This window comes from Micromonospora sp. NBC_00362, from assembly GCF_026342155.1.
Taxonomy (GTDB): Bacteria; Actinomycetota; Actinomycetes; order Mycobacteriales; family Micromonosporaceae; genus Micromonospora; species Micromonospora hortensis.
The window spans coordinates 4,763,670-4,778,589 of the sequence record NZ_JAPENH010000001.1; the positions used below are offsets into that span (position 1 = coordinate 4,763,670).

General features: G+C 68.7%; 13 protein-coding genes and 1 rRNA gene. 6 read left to right on the forward strand and 8 right to left on the reverse strand.

Translation table 11 applies throughout. From position 1 onward, the window contains the following. The first annotated feature begins 104 nt into the window (after positions 1–104). Positions 105–2,078 (forward strand): FN3 domain-containing metallophosphoesterase family protein, encoded by a 1,974-nt coding sequence (locus OG992_RS21925; protein WP_238687499.1) that lies wholly within the window; start codon positions 105–107, stop codon positions 2,076–2,078. Positions 2,079–2,167: 89 nt separating this feature from the next. Beyond that, positions 2,168–3,247 (forward strand): DUF916 domain-containing protein, encoded by a 1,080-nt coding sequence (locus OG992_RS21930; protein ID WP_266304175.1) that lies wholly within the window; start codon positions 2,168–2,170, stop codon positions 3,245–3,247. 12 nt (positions 3,248–3,259) lie between these two features. Here the strand turns inward: OG992_RS21930 and OG992_RS21935 are convergent, their stop codons facing one another. Further along, complete coding sequence (locus OG992_RS21935) at positions 3,260–3,955, reverse strand: YoaK family protein (RefSeq protein WP_266304176.1); 696 nt, start codon at positions 3,953–3,955, stop codon at positions 3,260–3,262. A 238-nt stretch (positions 3,956–4,193) separates the two neighbouring features. On the opposite strand from OG992_RS21935, the gene OG992_RS21940 reads away from it, so the two are divergent. Continuing rightward, positions 4,194–5,165, forward strand: a complete 972-nt coding sequence (locus OG992_RS21940; protein ID WP_238687496.1) for an NADP-dependent oxidoreductase — start codon at positions 4,194–4,196, stop codon at positions 5,163–5,165. 4 nt (positions 5,166–5,169) lie between these two features. On the opposite strand, the gene OG992_RS21945 is transcribed toward OG992_RS21940, so the two are convergent. From OG992_RS21945 to OG992_RS21965, 5 genes are all read right to left on the reverse strand, one after another. After that, the gene (locus tag OG992_RS21945) at positions 5,170–5,760 is read right to left on the reverse strand and encodes an HAD family phosphatase (RefSeq protein WP_238687495.1); all 591 of its coding nucleotides are present in this window, start codon (positions 5,758–5,760) and stop codon (positions 5,170–5,172) included. A gap of 16 nt (positions 5,761–5,776) precedes the next feature. Then, positions 5,777–7,033, reverse strand: a complete 1,257-nt coding sequence (locus OG992_RS21950) for an RNA polymerase sigma factor (RefSeq protein ID WP_266305250.1) — start codon at positions 7,031–7,033, stop codon at positions 5,777–5,779. Between the two features lie 2 nt (positions 7,034–7,035). Further along, positions 7,036–7,383 (reverse strand): YciI family protein, encoded by a 348-nt coding sequence (locus OG992_RS21955; protein ID WP_266305251.1) that lies wholly within the window; start codon positions 7,381–7,383, stop codon positions 7,036–7,038. 120 nt (positions 7,384–7,503) lie between these two features. Next, positions 7,504–8,715 (reverse strand): low temperature requirement protein A, encoded by a 1,212-nt coding sequence (locus OG992_RS21960; protein ID WP_266304177.1) that lies wholly within the window; start codon positions 8,713–8,715, stop codon positions 7,504–7,506. Between the two features lie 40 nt (positions 8,716–8,755). Further along, positions 8,756–9,406: a winged helix-turn-helix transcriptional regulator gene (locus tag OG992_RS21965; RefSeq protein WP_266304178.1), complete on the reverse strand. Its 651-nt coding sequence runs from the start codon at positions 9,404–9,406 to the stop codon at positions 8,756–8,758. Between the two features lie 72 nt (positions 9,407–9,478). Between OG992_RS21965 and OG992_RS21970 the strand changes: the two genes are divergently transcribed. After that, positions 9,479–10,201: a hypothetical protein gene (locus tag OG992_RS21970; RefSeq protein WP_266304179.1), complete on the forward strand. Its 723-nt coding sequence runs from the start codon at positions 9,479–9,481 to the stop codon at positions 10,199–10,201. Positions 10,202–10,259: 58 nt separating this feature from the next. Here OG992_RS21970 and trpS read toward each other — a convergent pair whose 3' ends face one another. Both trpS and OG992_RS21980 read right to left on the reverse strand, forming a co-directional pair. After that, a complete protein-coding gene (gene trpS / locus OG992_RS21975; RefSeq protein ID WP_238687489.1) occupies positions 10,260–11,318 on the reverse strand; it encodes a tryptophan--tRNA ligase in 1,059 nt (352 codons plus the stop codon). A gap of 273 nt (positions 11,319–11,591) precedes the next feature. Further along, positions 11,592–12,056 (reverse strand): PRC-barrel domain-containing protein, encoded by a 465-nt coding sequence (locus OG992_RS21980; protein ID WP_266304180.1) that lies wholly within the window; start codon positions 12,054–12,056, stop codon positions 11,592–11,594. Positions 12,057–12,257: 201 nt separating this feature from the next. Between OG992_RS21980 and OG992_RS21985 the strand changes: the two genes are divergently transcribed. Both OG992_RS21985 and OG992_RS21990 read left to right on the forward strand, forming a co-directional pair. After that, positions 12,258–12,512, forward strand: coding sequence for an SCO4848 family membrane protein (locus tag OG992_RS21985; RefSeq protein ID WP_238687487.1), 255 nt, complete (start codon positions 12,258–12,260; stop codon positions 12,510–12,512). A 743-nt stretch (positions 12,513–13,255) separates the two neighbouring features. Further along, positions 13,256–14,770 (forward strand): 16S ribosomal RNA (locus OG992_RS21990). The last annotated feature ends 150 nt before the right edge of the window (positions 14,771–14,920 follow it).

Below are 14,920 nucleotides of genomic sequence, written 5' to 3' on the forward strand. Positions count from 1 at the left end.
TCACGTTCATGGTCGGTTCATCGAGCGGCGAAAGCGTGGAATTGCTTCCCCAGCGTCGGGTGAAGGCACAATCCATTTCTCTATTTGAAAAGGGAACAATGTCGATGACATTGAGCACCTCGACACGGGCCTCCGCGCTCGTGCGGCGGCGCCTGGTCGCCGGGGTCGCTGCCGGGTTCCTCGGTCTGGGCGCGGCCCTCGGCAGTGGCCTGATGGCCACCGCGAGCGCGGCCGAGTCCACCACGATCACCGGTGTGGTCCTCGGCGTCGGTGCCAACGAGACCCAGCGCATCGTGAGCTGGTACTCCTCCGCCGACACCGCGCAGAAGATCCAGCTCGCCCCGACCGCCGAGATCGTCAACGGCGAGTTCCCGGCCGGCGCGGTCAGCTTCGACGCCGTCGGTGCGGCGAACACCTCCACCACCGGCTTCAACCGGCACGCCACGATCAGCAACCTGCGTGAGAAGACCGCGTACTCGTACCGGGTCGGCGCCGAGGGCAGCTGGTCCCCGGCGTACGCCTTCAAGACGCAGGACTTCGAGGGCGACTACGACTTCCTGTTCTTCGGCGACCCGCAGATCGGCTCCTCCGGTGACCGGCTGAAGGACCAGGCCGGCTGGGAGGACACCCTGAAGGTCGCCACCGCGGCCAACCCGAACGCCGAGCTGCTCGTCTCCGCCGGCGACCACGTCGAGAGCGCCAACGACGAGGGTCAGTGGACCTCGTTCCTGGCCCCCGACCAGCTGCGTCAGATCCCCCTCGTCGCCACCATCGGCAACCACGACGTCGGTGGCAAGTCCTACGAGCAGCACCACTTCACCCCGAACACCGACCGCTCGGCCCAGTACTACAACGGCGACCAGGCGACCCGGTCCGGCGGCGACTACTGGTTCATCCACAAGGATGTGCTGTTCATCGACCTGAACAGCAACAGCTACGTCAACCCGGCGGACGGCTCCGCCGGCGGCGACGCGGCGCACGTCGCGTACGTCACCGACGTCATCAACAAGCACGGCTCCGAGGCGAAGTGGAAAGTGCTGGTCTACCACCACTCCATCTACTCGCCGGCCAGCCACGCGACCGACGCCGACAACAAGCAGCGGCGGGAGGACTTCACCACCGCGTTCTCCAACCTCGGTGTCGACATGGTCCTGCAGGGCCACGACCACAGCTACACCCGCAGCTACTCCATCAAGAACGGCCAGAAGGAGAACCCGGCTGAGAAGCCGGGCGCTGCCGACGTTTTCCCCGGCCCGGGTGGCGTCATCTACGTGACTGCCAACTCGGCCTCCGGCTCGAAGTACTACGACATCAAGAAGCCGGACAACACCGGCACCGGCATCCGTGGCAACGGCCCGGACCCGCTGGACGCGAACAAGTACTGGTACAACTCCGTGCAGAACCAGGAGCACGTGCGCAGCTACGTCAAGGTGCAGGTTCGCGGCGACAAGCTGGTTCTCGCGAACGTTCGCAGCGGCACCTGCGCGGCGCCGAACGCGGCCGTCGAGAAGGGCCTCTCCTGCGTCAACACCCCGGACGGTCAGCCGGTCGGCTCGATCGTCGACAACGTGACGGTGCACCCGTTCCACGGTGACGGCCAGGCCATCCAGGTCAACGTGCCGAACCCGGCTCCGGGCGAGTTCGGCTGGACGATCGACGGCTACAACGGTCTGGTCGACCTGGGTACCGCGCAGGAGCGCAACGGCACCTCCTTCCAGGCCAACGGCAAGATCAACCCGATCCTCGTGTCGGACAGCCGCCGGTCGCTCGCCCCGTGGTCGATCTCGGCCAACGTCGGCGACTTCTCCGACGCCGACAAGAAGTTCTCCGGCTCCTACCTCGGTTGGAACCCGTACGTGCTCGACGCCGGCGCGGGCGCCGAGGCCGGTGCCCCGGTCCTGTCGTCCCTCGACGACCAGGGCAAGGGCCTGTCGGTCTCCAGCGCGCTCGCCGCGGCCGCGCAGGGTCACCCGCGTGGTGGCGCCAAGCTCGGCGCTGACCTGGACCTGAAGATCCCGGACAGCATCGCGAAGGGCAGCTACCGCACCACCCTCACGATCACTGCATTGAGCAGCTGACCGGACTGTTCCATTCGGCGGGGTAGGCACCTTCGGGGCCTACCCCGCCACCGGTTCACCCACTACCAAGATCACCACAAGGACTTGAGATGCAACCGTCCGTAACTCGCTGGAAGACCACGACCGCCGCACGCCTCCGTACGACAGCATTGTCCCTGCTCGCCGTCGTCGCGGCCGTCGGTGTCGGCGCCGGTCCCGCCCTGGCGGCGGACGGTAACGTCGCCTGGACGGTCCGGACGGCCTCCAACGGCTACGGCGAGGCCCGGTCCAGCTACAGCTACAACGTCAACCCGGGAGGCGCCGTCGAGGACGCCATGGTCGTGGCCAACCGCGGCCCGGCGCCGCTGACCCTCTCCGTGTACGCGGCCGACGGCTTCACCACCGACGCCGGCCAGCTCGACCTGCTCACCAAGGACAAGAAGTCGATCGCGATCGGCGCCTGGGTGAAGCCGAACGCCGGCAGCGTCGTGATCCAGCCCGGAAAGACCGCCCAGGTCCCCTTCACTGTCAGCGTTCCAGAGAACGCCACGCCCGGGGACTACGTCGGCGGCATCCTCACCACGCTGACCCAGGCCGACCAGGCTGAGGGGATCAACGTCGACCGGCGTCTCGGCATCCGGATCACGTTGCGGGTGGGCGGCGAGCTGAAGCCCAACCTCGCGATCGAGAACCTGCACGTCACCTACGCCGGGCCGACCAACCCGTTCAGCAAGGGTGACGCCACCATCACCTACAAGGTCCACAACGTCGGCAACGCGGTCCTGTCCGGTAAGCAGGCGGTGACCGTCTCGGGTCCGTTCGGCCTGCTGCGGGTGCGGGCCGAGGATGTCGCCGCGCCGCCGGAGCTGCTTCCGGGTGAGAGCTGGGACGTGACGGTGCCCGTACACGGGGTGGCTCCCGCCATCTCGCTGGCCGCGACCGCGACAGTGACACCCCTGCTCACCGACGCCTCGGGCTCCACCACCTCGCTCAAGCCCGTCCAGGTCACCGCGCACGGCTGGGCCCTGCCCTGGATGCTGGTGCTGGTGCTCGTCGTGCTGATCGCCGTGCTCGTCGGGGCGTACCTGTACCGACGCCGCAACCGGGCGCAGAGCAAGGCGCGCGAGGACGCCCGCGTACGCGACGCCGTCGAGCAGGCGCTTCGTGGCCCGGAGCCGCAGACCTCCTGATCGCGGCTCCGGTCACCTCGGCCGGCTTCGGCCGGCGGCGGTTCTCGCCCGCTGGGTCAGGCCGATCGCGAACGCGATCACGGCGATCACCAGCACCGCCGCCGGCACGGATGCCCAGGTCGGGGCCGTACGCAGCACCACAGTGCCGAGCGTGGCGCCGACCACCAGCCCCGCCAGCCGGCCGACACCACCCACGTCGGCGAACCGGTGCGGGTCGACGACGCGCCGCCGGACCAACTCGGTCAGCGAGCCGGTCAGGTAGGTGGTCGACGCACCCCGTACGCCGGCGGCCACTGTGATCACGCTCTGGATGCCGCTCGACACGGCCGCCATCGCCAGCAGCACGAGCCCGAAGCCGTACCCGGGACGTGCCGAGCAGCCGAACCAGCCAACAGTGAAGCCGAGCAGCAGCACCGCCTCGGCCGACGTCACCACAGCGGTACGGCGGTTCCAACCCGGCGGGGTGTGGCGCAACGGCACAGTGGCAGCGGCCACGCCCACCGTGTACCCGCCAACCGCCACCACCGCCCCCGCGAGGGAGCGGGTGTCGGCAGTGGCGATCGCGTGGCCGAAGTGCACCAGGTTGCCGGTGACCACGCTGGCGAAGTAGCCGTTGAGCTTGGTCAGACAGATCACGTCGAGGAAGCCGGAGGCCGTGGCGAGCGCCACCAGGAGCCCGGCCGTGGCCCGCGTCGACGGAGCGTGCACGATGCCCCTTCCGTCGGTCCCGCGGCCAGCGCGACGCGCCCGTCCTTCACGTCGAACCCACCCGCGCTCGCGCCCGGCGCGGTACGCGGACATTCCCGGGCCTGCCCCGGCTACGCGCGGCGGGGCCCACCAAACGCGGGCGTTCGTCCTTGTGGGTGAACGACGCTCGGCTCCGAACCACGCCCGTTCCCGAGCCGGCATGCTGCGACGGTGACGCCGGCACGGAGAGGGAAGCCACATGGTTGACGGGGATGTGCCAGAGCGGATGCAGGCCGCGGCCTTCGACGAGTTCGGCGGGCCGGAGGTGATCACCCTGCGGAAGCTGCCGATCCCGCAGGTCGCCGACGACGAGGTGCTGATCAAGGTCTTGAGCGCAGGTGTCGGGGTGTGGGACGCGTACGAGCGCGAGGGTGTGCTGGTGCCGGAGGGCTCGGCGCTCCCGATCGTGCCCGGTTCCGACGGCGCCGGAACCGTCATCGCGGCCGGCAGCAAGGTGACCGGCCTGGCCGTGGGCGACCTGGTCTACGTCTCCGCCACCGCTCGGCCGAAGGGCGGCTGCTACGCCGAGTACGCGTCGGTCAAGGCGGAGTACGCGGCAAAGGTGCCCGACGGTGTGCCCGCCGAACACGCCGGTGCCATGCCCACCGACGCGCTGACCGCGCTGGCCGGGCTCGACGCGATCAGCCTGTCGGCCGGCGCCTGGTTGCTGATCTTCGGTGCGAGCGGCGGTCAGGGTCACCTGGCCGTGCAGTTGGCGAAGCGGCAGGGGCTGAACGTGATCGCCGTGGCGTCCGGGGCGGACGGCGTCGCGCTGGTGACCCGGCTCGGCGCCGACGTGTCCCTCGACGGCCACGGCGACATGACCGACGTGCTGGCCCGGATCCGGGACGCGGCGCCGGGCGGGGTGAACGCCATCCTGGCGATGGCCGGCGGCGCGACTCTGGACCGGCTCACCGAAGCGTTGGCCGACGGCGGGGTGGTCGCGTTCGCCCACGGGGTGCAGCCGGAGCCGCAGGAACGGCCGGGCGTCATGGTCCGCGCGTACGACGGCGAATCGAGCCCTCGACAGTTGCGGCGCCTCAACGAACTCATCGAGGCGGGGCCGTTCGTGGTGCACGTCGCGGAGAAGTTCCCACTGGGCAAGGTGCGGGACGCGCACCAGCGCCTACAGACGTCCTACTCCGGCAAACTCCTGCTGACTGTCGCCTGAGACGTCAGGGCGTGCGCTGTTGCGGCACGCGTACCGAAGCCATGCCGGCCGCTGTCGCGGCCTGGATGCCCAGGTCGGTGTCCTCGAAGACCAGGCAGGACTCCGGGGGCACGCCGAGCTGCTCCGCCGCGAGCAGGAACGCCTCCGGGTCGGGCTTGGCCCGGGTGTAGTCGTCGGCGCAGACCAGCACGTCGAACCGGTCCAGCAGGCCGAGCGCGTCCAGGGAGGCGGTAACCGACGCGCGGGTGCTGCCGGAGACGACGGCGAACGGGACCCGCCGATGCGCGTCGTGGATGTGCGCCAGCACCTCGGGCACGGCGGCGAGCTGCGGCAGCAACTCCTGGTAGTAGCTCTCCCGGCGCTCGACGACGGCTGCCACCGGCATGGCAAGACCCTGCTGCTCGTTCAGCGCGACGATGATGTCGGCGGTGGGCCGCCCACCCCAGGCGTAGAAGAGGTCCTCGGGGAACTGGCAACCCCACTCCTCAAGGGCCCGCTGCCAGGCCAGGTAGTGCAGCGGCATCGAGTCGACGATGGTGCCGTCGCAGTCGAACAGGTACGCGGCGAACGGCCCGGGAGGCAGAGGCAGACTCACCCGGGAAGGGTACAGCTCACTCGGTCGTGACGGCTCTCAGCTGACCGAGCAGGTACGCGCGCTCCGGTTCGGTGCCGACCAGCGTCAACGCGCTGCGGTACGCGACGGCGGCCTCGTCGTACCGGCCGAGCCGACGCAGCAGGTCGGCCCGCGCCGCCGGATAGGGGTGGTGGCCGCGCAGCCGAGGCTCGTCGGCCAACTCGTCGAGCAGCGCGAGCCCCGCCGCCGGCCCGTCCCGCATGGCGACCGCGGCGGCGCGGTTGAGCGCCACGATCGGCGAGGGCACCAGGCCGAGCAGCACGTCGTAGAGCGCCACCACCTGCGGCCAGTCGGTGCTGGCCACGTCGGCGGCCTCGTCGTGCAGCGCGGCGATGGCGGCCTGCACGCCGTACGGGCCGGGCGCTCGGCCGGTGAGCGCGACCACCACCAGGCCCCGCCCCTCCTCGATCATCCGACGGTCCCAGCGTCCACGGTCCTGGTCGTCGAGAAGGATCATGGCGCCGTCCGGCCCGGTACGCGCGTCCCGTCGGGCGTGGACCAGCAGCATCAGGCCGAGCAGCCCGGCGACCTCCCGCTCGGCCGGCAGCAGCCGACGCAGGATCCGGCCCAGCCGGATGGCCTCGTCGGCCAGGTCGATCCGTTGCAGATCCGGGCCGGAGCTGGCCGCGTACCCCTCGGTGAAGACCGAGTAGACGGCCTGGAGCACGGTGGGCAGACGACCGGGCAGCTCGTCGGGGCCCGGCACCCGGAACGGGATGCGTGCGTCGCGGATCTTCCGTTTGGCGCGGACGAGTCGTTGGGCCATGGTGGCGGGCGGCACCAGGAAGGCCCGCGCGACCTCGGTGGTGGTGAGGCCGGCCAGGAACCGCAGGGTGAGTGCCCCGCGATCCTGCGCGGCCAGTGCCGGGTGCGCACAGGTGAAGAAGAGCGCCAACCGGTCGTCGGGCAGGTCGCGGTCCGCGTCGGCGGGCGGCGCGTGATCGGCCCGCTCGGCCTCCGCCTGCAGTACCGCGAGCCGGGTCGCCAGCACCCGGTCGCGACGCAGCCGGTCGACGGCCCGACGCCGAGCCGTGGTGAGCAGCCAGGCACCCGGCCGGCTCGGGACGCCGTCGGTCGGCCAGTGCGTCAGCGCCGCCTCGATGGCCTCGGACGTGACCTCCTCGGCCAGGTCGAGGTCGCCGAAGCGGCGCACGAGCGAGGCGAGCAGTCGGCCGCGTTCCTCCCGGAACACCGCCTCCACCGACGACCCGACTGCTGCCTCCTCGGCCGGCACTGTCACCCCTGCATGTCGAGCTCGAAGATCGGACGGACCTGGACCGATCCGGTGCCGATGGCCCCGGGGCTGCGGGCCGCCCAGTCCAGCGCGGCGTCGAGGTCCGGCACGTCGATGACGTCGTACCCGCCGAGCAGCTCACGGGTCTCGGCGAACGGCCCGTCGGTGATCGTGCGCTCGCCGTCCGCTTTGACCTGCACGGTGGTGCAGGTGGTCAGGTCCTGCAGGGGGTGCCCGGAGACCCAGACCCCGGCGTCCTTCATCTCCCGGTCGTAGCGGGTCCAGTCCTCGAAGCTGCACCCGTTGTCGACGACCTCCCCGTCAACCATGGGGCTCATGAACAGCAGCATGTACTTCACGTTTCGGCTCCTCTCGGTGCGGCGGATCGCCGTACAGCATGACGACGAACGTGGGACGGGGATATCGACACGGCGCGGCAGGATTTTCGCGACCGAACTGTCCGACTGTGCTCACAAGAGGCCCCGCTGCGCCGACTCGGGTCGTTCGTCGCGTCGGTCCATCCGTCGTTCGAACCAGGTCACCCCGATCAGAAGGGCGGTCAGCACTGTGAGCGCCGCCAGTGGCGGCAGGGATCGGCCGATCGGCAGCAGGGCCAGCGGCAGCAGCGCGGCGACGACCTGCGTCGGGTACACCGGGCCAACCGTCAGCCGGCGGAAGACCAACCTGCTGAGCAGGTAGAGGGCGGCGCCGCCGTAGAGCGCGGTAGCGGCCTCCCAGCCCAGTCGGTCGGGGTGCGCGGACTCCTCGGTGAGCTGGGCGATCACCTCCTCGATGCCGAGCGCGACGTAGATGGCGCCGATGATCAGCGTGGAGTGCCCGAGGCCGTACGCGTCGCCGGCCACGCTGGCCCGTCGTTCACCAGGCACGTTGCTGACAGCCTCCCGGGCGGCGGGCGCCAGCCGATCGAAGTAGAGCCACCACAGGCACACCGTGCAGGTGAGGCCGAGCAGTGCGGCCAGGAGGGCGGAGCCGACCGGTGCCATCGCCCTCGGGCCCGCGCCGGCGGAGATCAGGGACTCACCCAGCGCGATGATGAGCACCAGGCCGAACCGCTCGCTGAAGTGGTCCACGCTGCGCAGTTGCCACGGCCGAAAGGTGGACGCGATCCGGGCGCCGCCGATGTTCAGCAGGAACGCGACAGTCCAGAGCGCCGTCTGGGCCGCACCGCCGAGCAGGGCACCGATGATCAGCGGGACCCAGCCCAGCACCACCGGCACTGTAAAGAACCGCAGCGTCGAGCGCAGTGGCGGGTTCGTCGCGCTCGCCCAGAACAGGATCACGAGCTGCACGGCCCGGCCGACCACGTAGGCCAGGGCGAGAGTCAACGGGGCGTCGAACAGTTCCGGGCTCTGCCGCCACGCGTCCGGCAACACCAGCGCGGCCACGAAGATCGCCGCCATCGCGACGAGGGTGACAGCGCGGACCGGGCCGACGTCCGGCCGGACCAGGTTTCCCACCCAGATGTACGGCGACCAGGAGTACAACAGCAGGAGCAGGAGGAGTAGCCCCTGGGCCAGGGTGAGCGCGCTCGGCGACCCCGCCATGAACGTGATGACCCGGGTGAGCGCGAAGACGAAGACCAGATCGAAGAAGATCTCGAACATCGTGGTCCGGTGCGTCACGCCTGCCGGCACCGGACGAATGTCGAGAACCCTCCTCATCCTCGCATTCTGCGCCATCGGGGTCGAGTGTTCACCCGGTCTACTCGCCTGGCGTCGCTCCGAAGAGCAGGAAGAACCGCTCGGCCGCTGCGATGTCGCCGTGTACGTCGATTTCGCCCGCCGAGACCGCCGAGCGCAGCGGCGTGCCGCCGAACATCAGGTCCCGCAGTGCTCCGACAGTGCCTGTGACAGTGACGTCGACAGGGCCCGACCGACCACGGGCCACGCTGATCCCACTCGGAGAGACCCCCACCTCGAAGGCGTCGGTGCCCACCTGCAACCGGAGTCGAGCGGTCACCGGAGCGTCGGTCGGTGGTCGATAGAGGGCCTTCAGCAACAGCATGAACGCGTCGGTGCTCATCTCGACGTCCGGCTCCGCGGGCAGGCCGGCGCCCCACCGCGACAGCTCGATCAGCGTCGGCTCCAGTTGCTGGCCGCGTTCGGTCAGCTCGTACGCGTGCACGCTTGCCGGCGGCCCGAGCTGCACCCGCCGGACGATGCCGGACTGCTCCAGCTCCCGCAGTCGCTGGCTGAGCACGTTCTGGCTGGCCTTCGGCAGGCCGGCCCGCAGATCGCCGAAACGCTTCGGGCCGAACACCAGCTCTCGAACAATCAACAGAGCCCAGCGCTCGCCGACGATGTCCATCGTGCGCGCCGCCCCGCAGGCGTCCTGGTAAGTCCGCTGAGTCACATCGTCATCGTAGTCGGCGTCCACCGAACAGTGCTAACGTCGGACCGGCCAGTCCTAACTTAGGAGTAAGCGATGGATGCACTGCTCGCCAAGGTCATCGAGCGCCACGGCGGCCTCGATCGCTGGAACACCGCATCGACCCTCACCACCCGGCTCACCTATGGCGGCCCGTTCTGGGCGTTCAAGGGCCGTCCCGACTTCGACAGCACCGAACTCGTCGAGGCCGACCTGCACCGGGAACGGATCCGCCACGTCCAGGAGGGCACCGGCCAGGTCACCGAGTACGACAGCGACACCGACCGGGTCACCGTCACCGCAGCCGACGGCAGCCTGATCGACGAGTTGACGAATCCTCGGGCCAGCTTCGCCGGCTACACCCAGGAGAGCCAGTGGACGCTCGCCCAGGCGGCCTACTTCCGTGGCTACGCCACCTGGCACTACCTCGTCGAGCCGTTCCTGTTCACCTGGCCGGGCGTGGAGGCGTACGAGGTCGAGCCGTGGACGGAGGACGGCGAGTCGTGGCGCGTCCTGCGCGTCACGTACCCCGAGAGCGTGCACACCCACAGCGACACGCAGCTGTACTACTTCGACGACAGCGGGCTGCTGCGGCGCATGGACTACCAGCCGGTGGTCAACGACTCCTCCCGGGTCGCGCACTACGTCAGCGGATCCACCGAGGTCGACGGGCTGGTCGTGCCGACGCGACGCCGGATCCACATCCGCCAGGAGGACCGCACCCCGGACCTCTCCTGGACGCCGATCACCCTGGACCTGGCTGACGTCCGGATCCGCTGAGACCCCGCTGGTGTCGCAGCGGACCCGGGCGCCACATCGCCGACCGGACGCCCCGGCCTCAGGTCGAGGCGTCCGTCCGGCGCCGGCTCCGCTCAGCCCGCCGCCGCACCTGCTGGTACGCGCCGGTCAGCCCCATCGCCCGGCGTACCTCGAGCACCGTCTGGCGTACCTCCTGGCGGGTCCGTTCCGTACCCTCGACGATCAGTCGGTCGACCAGGCCACGGTCGGCTTCGATCTCGGCCCGGCGCTGCCGGATCGGCGCCAGGAACCCCTCCAGCGCGGCGATCAGCCGTTCCTTGACCTCCACGTCACCCACCCGCCCGGCCCGGTACCGCCGGGCCAGGTCGGCCACCTCGTCGCGGTCCGGATTGAAGACGTCGTGGTACGCGAACACCGGGTTGCCTTCCACAGTGCCCGGCACGTCGGCCCGCACCCGGTTCGGGTCGGTGTACATGCCGAGCACCTTGCGACGCACCGTCGCCGCGTCGTCGGAGAGCGCTATCGCGTTGCCCCGGCTCTTGCTCATCTTGGCCGCGCCGTCGGTCCCCACCAGGCTCGGTGTGTCCGCCGGGATCAACTCGGGCACCGGGAAGACCGGGCCGTACAGGTGGTTGAACCGCCGGGCGATCTCCCTGGTCACCTCGACGTGTGCCGCGTTGTCCCGGCCGACCGGGACCACCTCCCCCTTCACGCAGAGGATGTCCGCGGCCTGGAGCACTGGATAACCCAGCAGCCCGTACGGCATCTCCTCCTTGCCGGCGTCGCGGGCCATGTCCTTGAGCGAGGGCACCCGTTCCAGCCGGGGGACGGTCACCAGGTTCTGCAGGAGGGTGTTGAGGTCGCCGACCTCGGGGATGGCCGACTGGAGATAGAACGTGGCCCGGTCCGGGTCGACGCCGGCGGCGAGGATGTCGGTCACCATCTCGCGGGCGTTGCCGGCGACCTGGTCGATGTCCTCCCGGCGATTGCGGGTGGTGAGCATGTGCAGGTCGGCGATGATGAAGAAGCTCTCGTAGCGCCGGTGTAGCCGTACCCGGTTGGCGATGCTGCCGACGTAGTGGCCGAGGTGCAGGCGGCCGGTGGGCCGGTCGCCGGTGAGCATTCGTGCGACGGACATGGTGGTGCCTCTCGTTCCGTTGGTGGGTCACGCGTGGGCGCGCGCCGAGCAGGGCTGGCTCAGCCCTGCTCGGTCAGCGGGATCGACTCAGCGAGTCGCCCGCCATCGCGCGCCGGCGCGAAACCGCAGACCACCGGCACGGAGGACGTTCAGAAGTTGCTCACGGCCATCGCCGGAGCTGGTCGGGACCTCGGGCACGGCACCGGGGAAGCGGCCGTCGACCAGGTCGACCGCCTCGGATGCGCAGTTGCCCGTCCGGACCACGGCCTCACATTACCTGCGGTCCGTTGCCGGCGGGGACAGGTAGCTGTCGGCGTAGTAGGTACCGACACGTTCCCGATATTGCTGGTCAGCCGAGTCTGGGTCGAACGGTGGCGCGTCCTTGATCTCCTGGCGCGTCCGGTCGACGTGCACGACGCGTTCCTGGTGATCCACCCGTTCCACGGTTCCGGCCGGCAGCAGGACCTTCTGGCCGAAGATCCACGGCCCGGTGTCCACCACCAGGTGCCCGGCGTCCGCCTCGTCGCTCGTCTCGTCGATGGTGCCGATGCGGCCGTCGCTCGCCTGCACCTGATAGCCCACCAGGTCGACGGGCGTGCCCGGGCCGGGCGCGTCCGGGCCGTCGTGACCACCCTCGTGGTCGTCGGGCGGGGTGACCGACGGTGTGGTCTGCGTGTAACCGCCGGCCAGGGCGGACGGGTCACGCCAGGCCCAGGGGTTGAAGATCGAGGGTCGCACGGGGCACCTCCAGGGGACGGTCCTCAGCTGTCCCCCTTCGCAGTGCCCATCACCCTGACGGCGGAAACAGGCCACGTTCTACGCGGCAGCGCTCCTTCCGAGGCGTGAGGGGTGGTCCGCCCGGCGTTCGCGCCGCCGGTCGCGCGGTGGCGGTGGCCGGCACGGGCCCGGTGACCAGGTGCGCTGGCATACTCGGCTGCCATGGTGCTGTCGCGAGGGTGGAGTGTCTTCCTGGTCGGAGTCGGCGTCTGGACCTGGGTGATCTGGCCGAGGTTCGCGGTCGCCATCTGGCAGGACCCGCGATCCTGGGCGTCCGGCACCGTGGCCGACGGCGCGGCCACCAGCTTTCTGTGGGTGCACGCGTTGTTGATCGCCGCTTCCCTGGCGATCGGCACCACAGCTGGCGTTCTTGGCGTCCGGGCATGGCTCGCGACCCGGCGTCGACAGACCTCCTGAGGGGCGCCACTCCTGCGGATCGGGGCCGGTCGGTGCCCGTACTGCTGGTGGTCGCCGAGCCATCGTTGCTGGCTGAACGCTTCTGACCTGCGAAAACGCGGCGGACGAGCGAATGTGACGCGCGCCGCTACCCGTGGATTTGACGATCAAACCCGCAGACGCGTAACTTTCTCTCTGCCAGCGCGGAACGGGGCAAACGGGACGAAGGTCCTAGAGCACCGAAACGGGATGGCAACCGGGTCAAGCAGGGGTTCGCTCCTGGGAGACGCGGTCCGGGCGGGGCTCGCCGGATCGGCCGCGAGGCGGATTTGGTGCGGCGAAGCCGACCGGGTAAGGTTCACGACCGGCAGGGAACCGGGCGAGACTGCGGGAAACCGCAGCGGCCGGTCTGCTGAATCCGACGACCTGACGCAGCGGTTCGCTGCTGCGTGAGTGCGCCGGCGCTGACCCGTACGAAGCATGACAGACCGGGACACACGGTTTGACACGGCGAAGACGGTGAGGTAACGTAGTAAAAGTGCCCGGCGCGAGAGCGGCGGGGACGCGGTACGAAAAGCCCCGGTTGGGGTTCCACTGAGGTGGGGCTTCTGGTCGGTGTGTGGTTGTTCTTTGAGAACTCAACAGGGTGCTTGTAAAGCCAGTGCCAATTATGATTTATACCCCGGACTGGTCAGTTTTTGCTGGCTGGTTGGGATTCCTTTGGCAACATTTGTTTGTTGTCAGGATGCTGTTCAACTAATTTTTTGTTGGAGAGTTTGATCCTGGCTCAGGACGAACGCTGGCGGCGTGCTTAACACATGCAAGTCGAGCGGAAAGGCCCTTCGGGGTACTCGAGCGGCGAACGGGTGAGTAACACGTGAGCAACCTGCCCCAAGCTTTGGGATAACCCTCGGAAACGGGGGCTAATACCGAATATTACTTCTGGCCGCATGGCTGGTGGTGGAAAGTTTTTCGGCTTGGGATGGGCTCGCGGCCTATCAGCTTGTTGGTGGGGTGATGGCCTACCAAGGCGACGACGGGTAGCCGGCCTGAGAGGGCGACCGGCCACACTGGGACTGAGACACGGCCCAGACTCCTACGGGAGGCAGCAGTGGGGAATATTGCACAATGGGCGGAAGCCTGATGCAGCGACGCCGCGTGAGGGATGACGGCCTTCGGGTTGTAAACCTCTTTCAGCAGGGACGAAGCGAGAGTGACGGTACCTGCAGAAGAAGCACCGGCCAACTACGTGCCAGCAGCCGCGGTAAGACGTAGGGTGCGAGCGTTGTCCGGATTTATTGGGCGTAAAGAGCTCGTAGGCGGCTTGTCGCGTCGACCGTGAAAACTTGGGGCTCAACCCCAAGCCTGCGGTCGATACGGGCAGGCTAGAGTTCGGTAGGGGAGACTGGAATTCCTGGTGTAGCGGTGAAATGCGCAGATATCAGGAGGAACACCGGTGGCGAAGGCGGGTCTCTGGGCCGATACTGACGCTGAGGAGCGAAAGCGTGGGGAGCGAACAGGATTAGATACCCTGGTAGTCCACGCTGTAAACGTTGGGCGCTAGGTGTGGGGGGCCTCTCCGGTTCCCTGTGCCGCAGCTAACGCATTAAGCGCCCCGCCTGGGGAGTACGGCCGCAAGGCTAAAACTCAAAGGAATTGACGGGGGCCCGCACAAGCGGCGGAGCATGCGGATTAATTCGATGCAACGCGAAGAACCTTACCTGGGTTTGACATGGCCGCAAAACTCACAGAGATGTGAGGTCCTTCGGGGGCGGTCACAGGTGGTGCATGGCTGTCGTCAGCTCGTGTCGTGAGATGTTGGGTTAAGTCCCGCAACGAGCGCAACCCTCGTTCGATGTTGCCAGCGCGTTATGGCGGGGACTCATCGAAGACTGCCGGGGTCAACTCGGAGGAAGGTGGGGATGACGTCAAGTCATCATGCCCCTTATGTCCAGGGCTTCACGCATGCTACAATGGCCGGTACAATGGGCTGCGATACCGCGAGGTGGAGCGAATCCCAAAAAGCCGGTCTCAGTTCGGATCGGGGTCTGCAACTCGACCCCGTGAAGTCGGAGTCGCTAGTAATCGCAGATCAGCAACGCTGCGGTGAATACGTTCCCGGGCCTTGTACACACCGCCCGTCACGTCACGAAAGTCGGCAACACCCGAAGCCGGTGGCCCAACCCTTGTGGAGGGAGCCGTCGAAGGTGGGGCTGGCGATTGGGACGAAGTCGTAACAAGGTAGCCGTACCGGAAGGTGCGGCTGGATCACCTCCTTTCTAAGGAGCACCTTCACCCGAAAGGGTGCAAGGAGCCCGCGGCCCACGAATGTTGGGTCGGGGTGCTCAGATGGCGGAGACACTGGCAAGTTTTTCCTCGGCAACGGCCGGGCTCACTTAGTACAGCCACTCTTCGGGGTGGTGGGAACG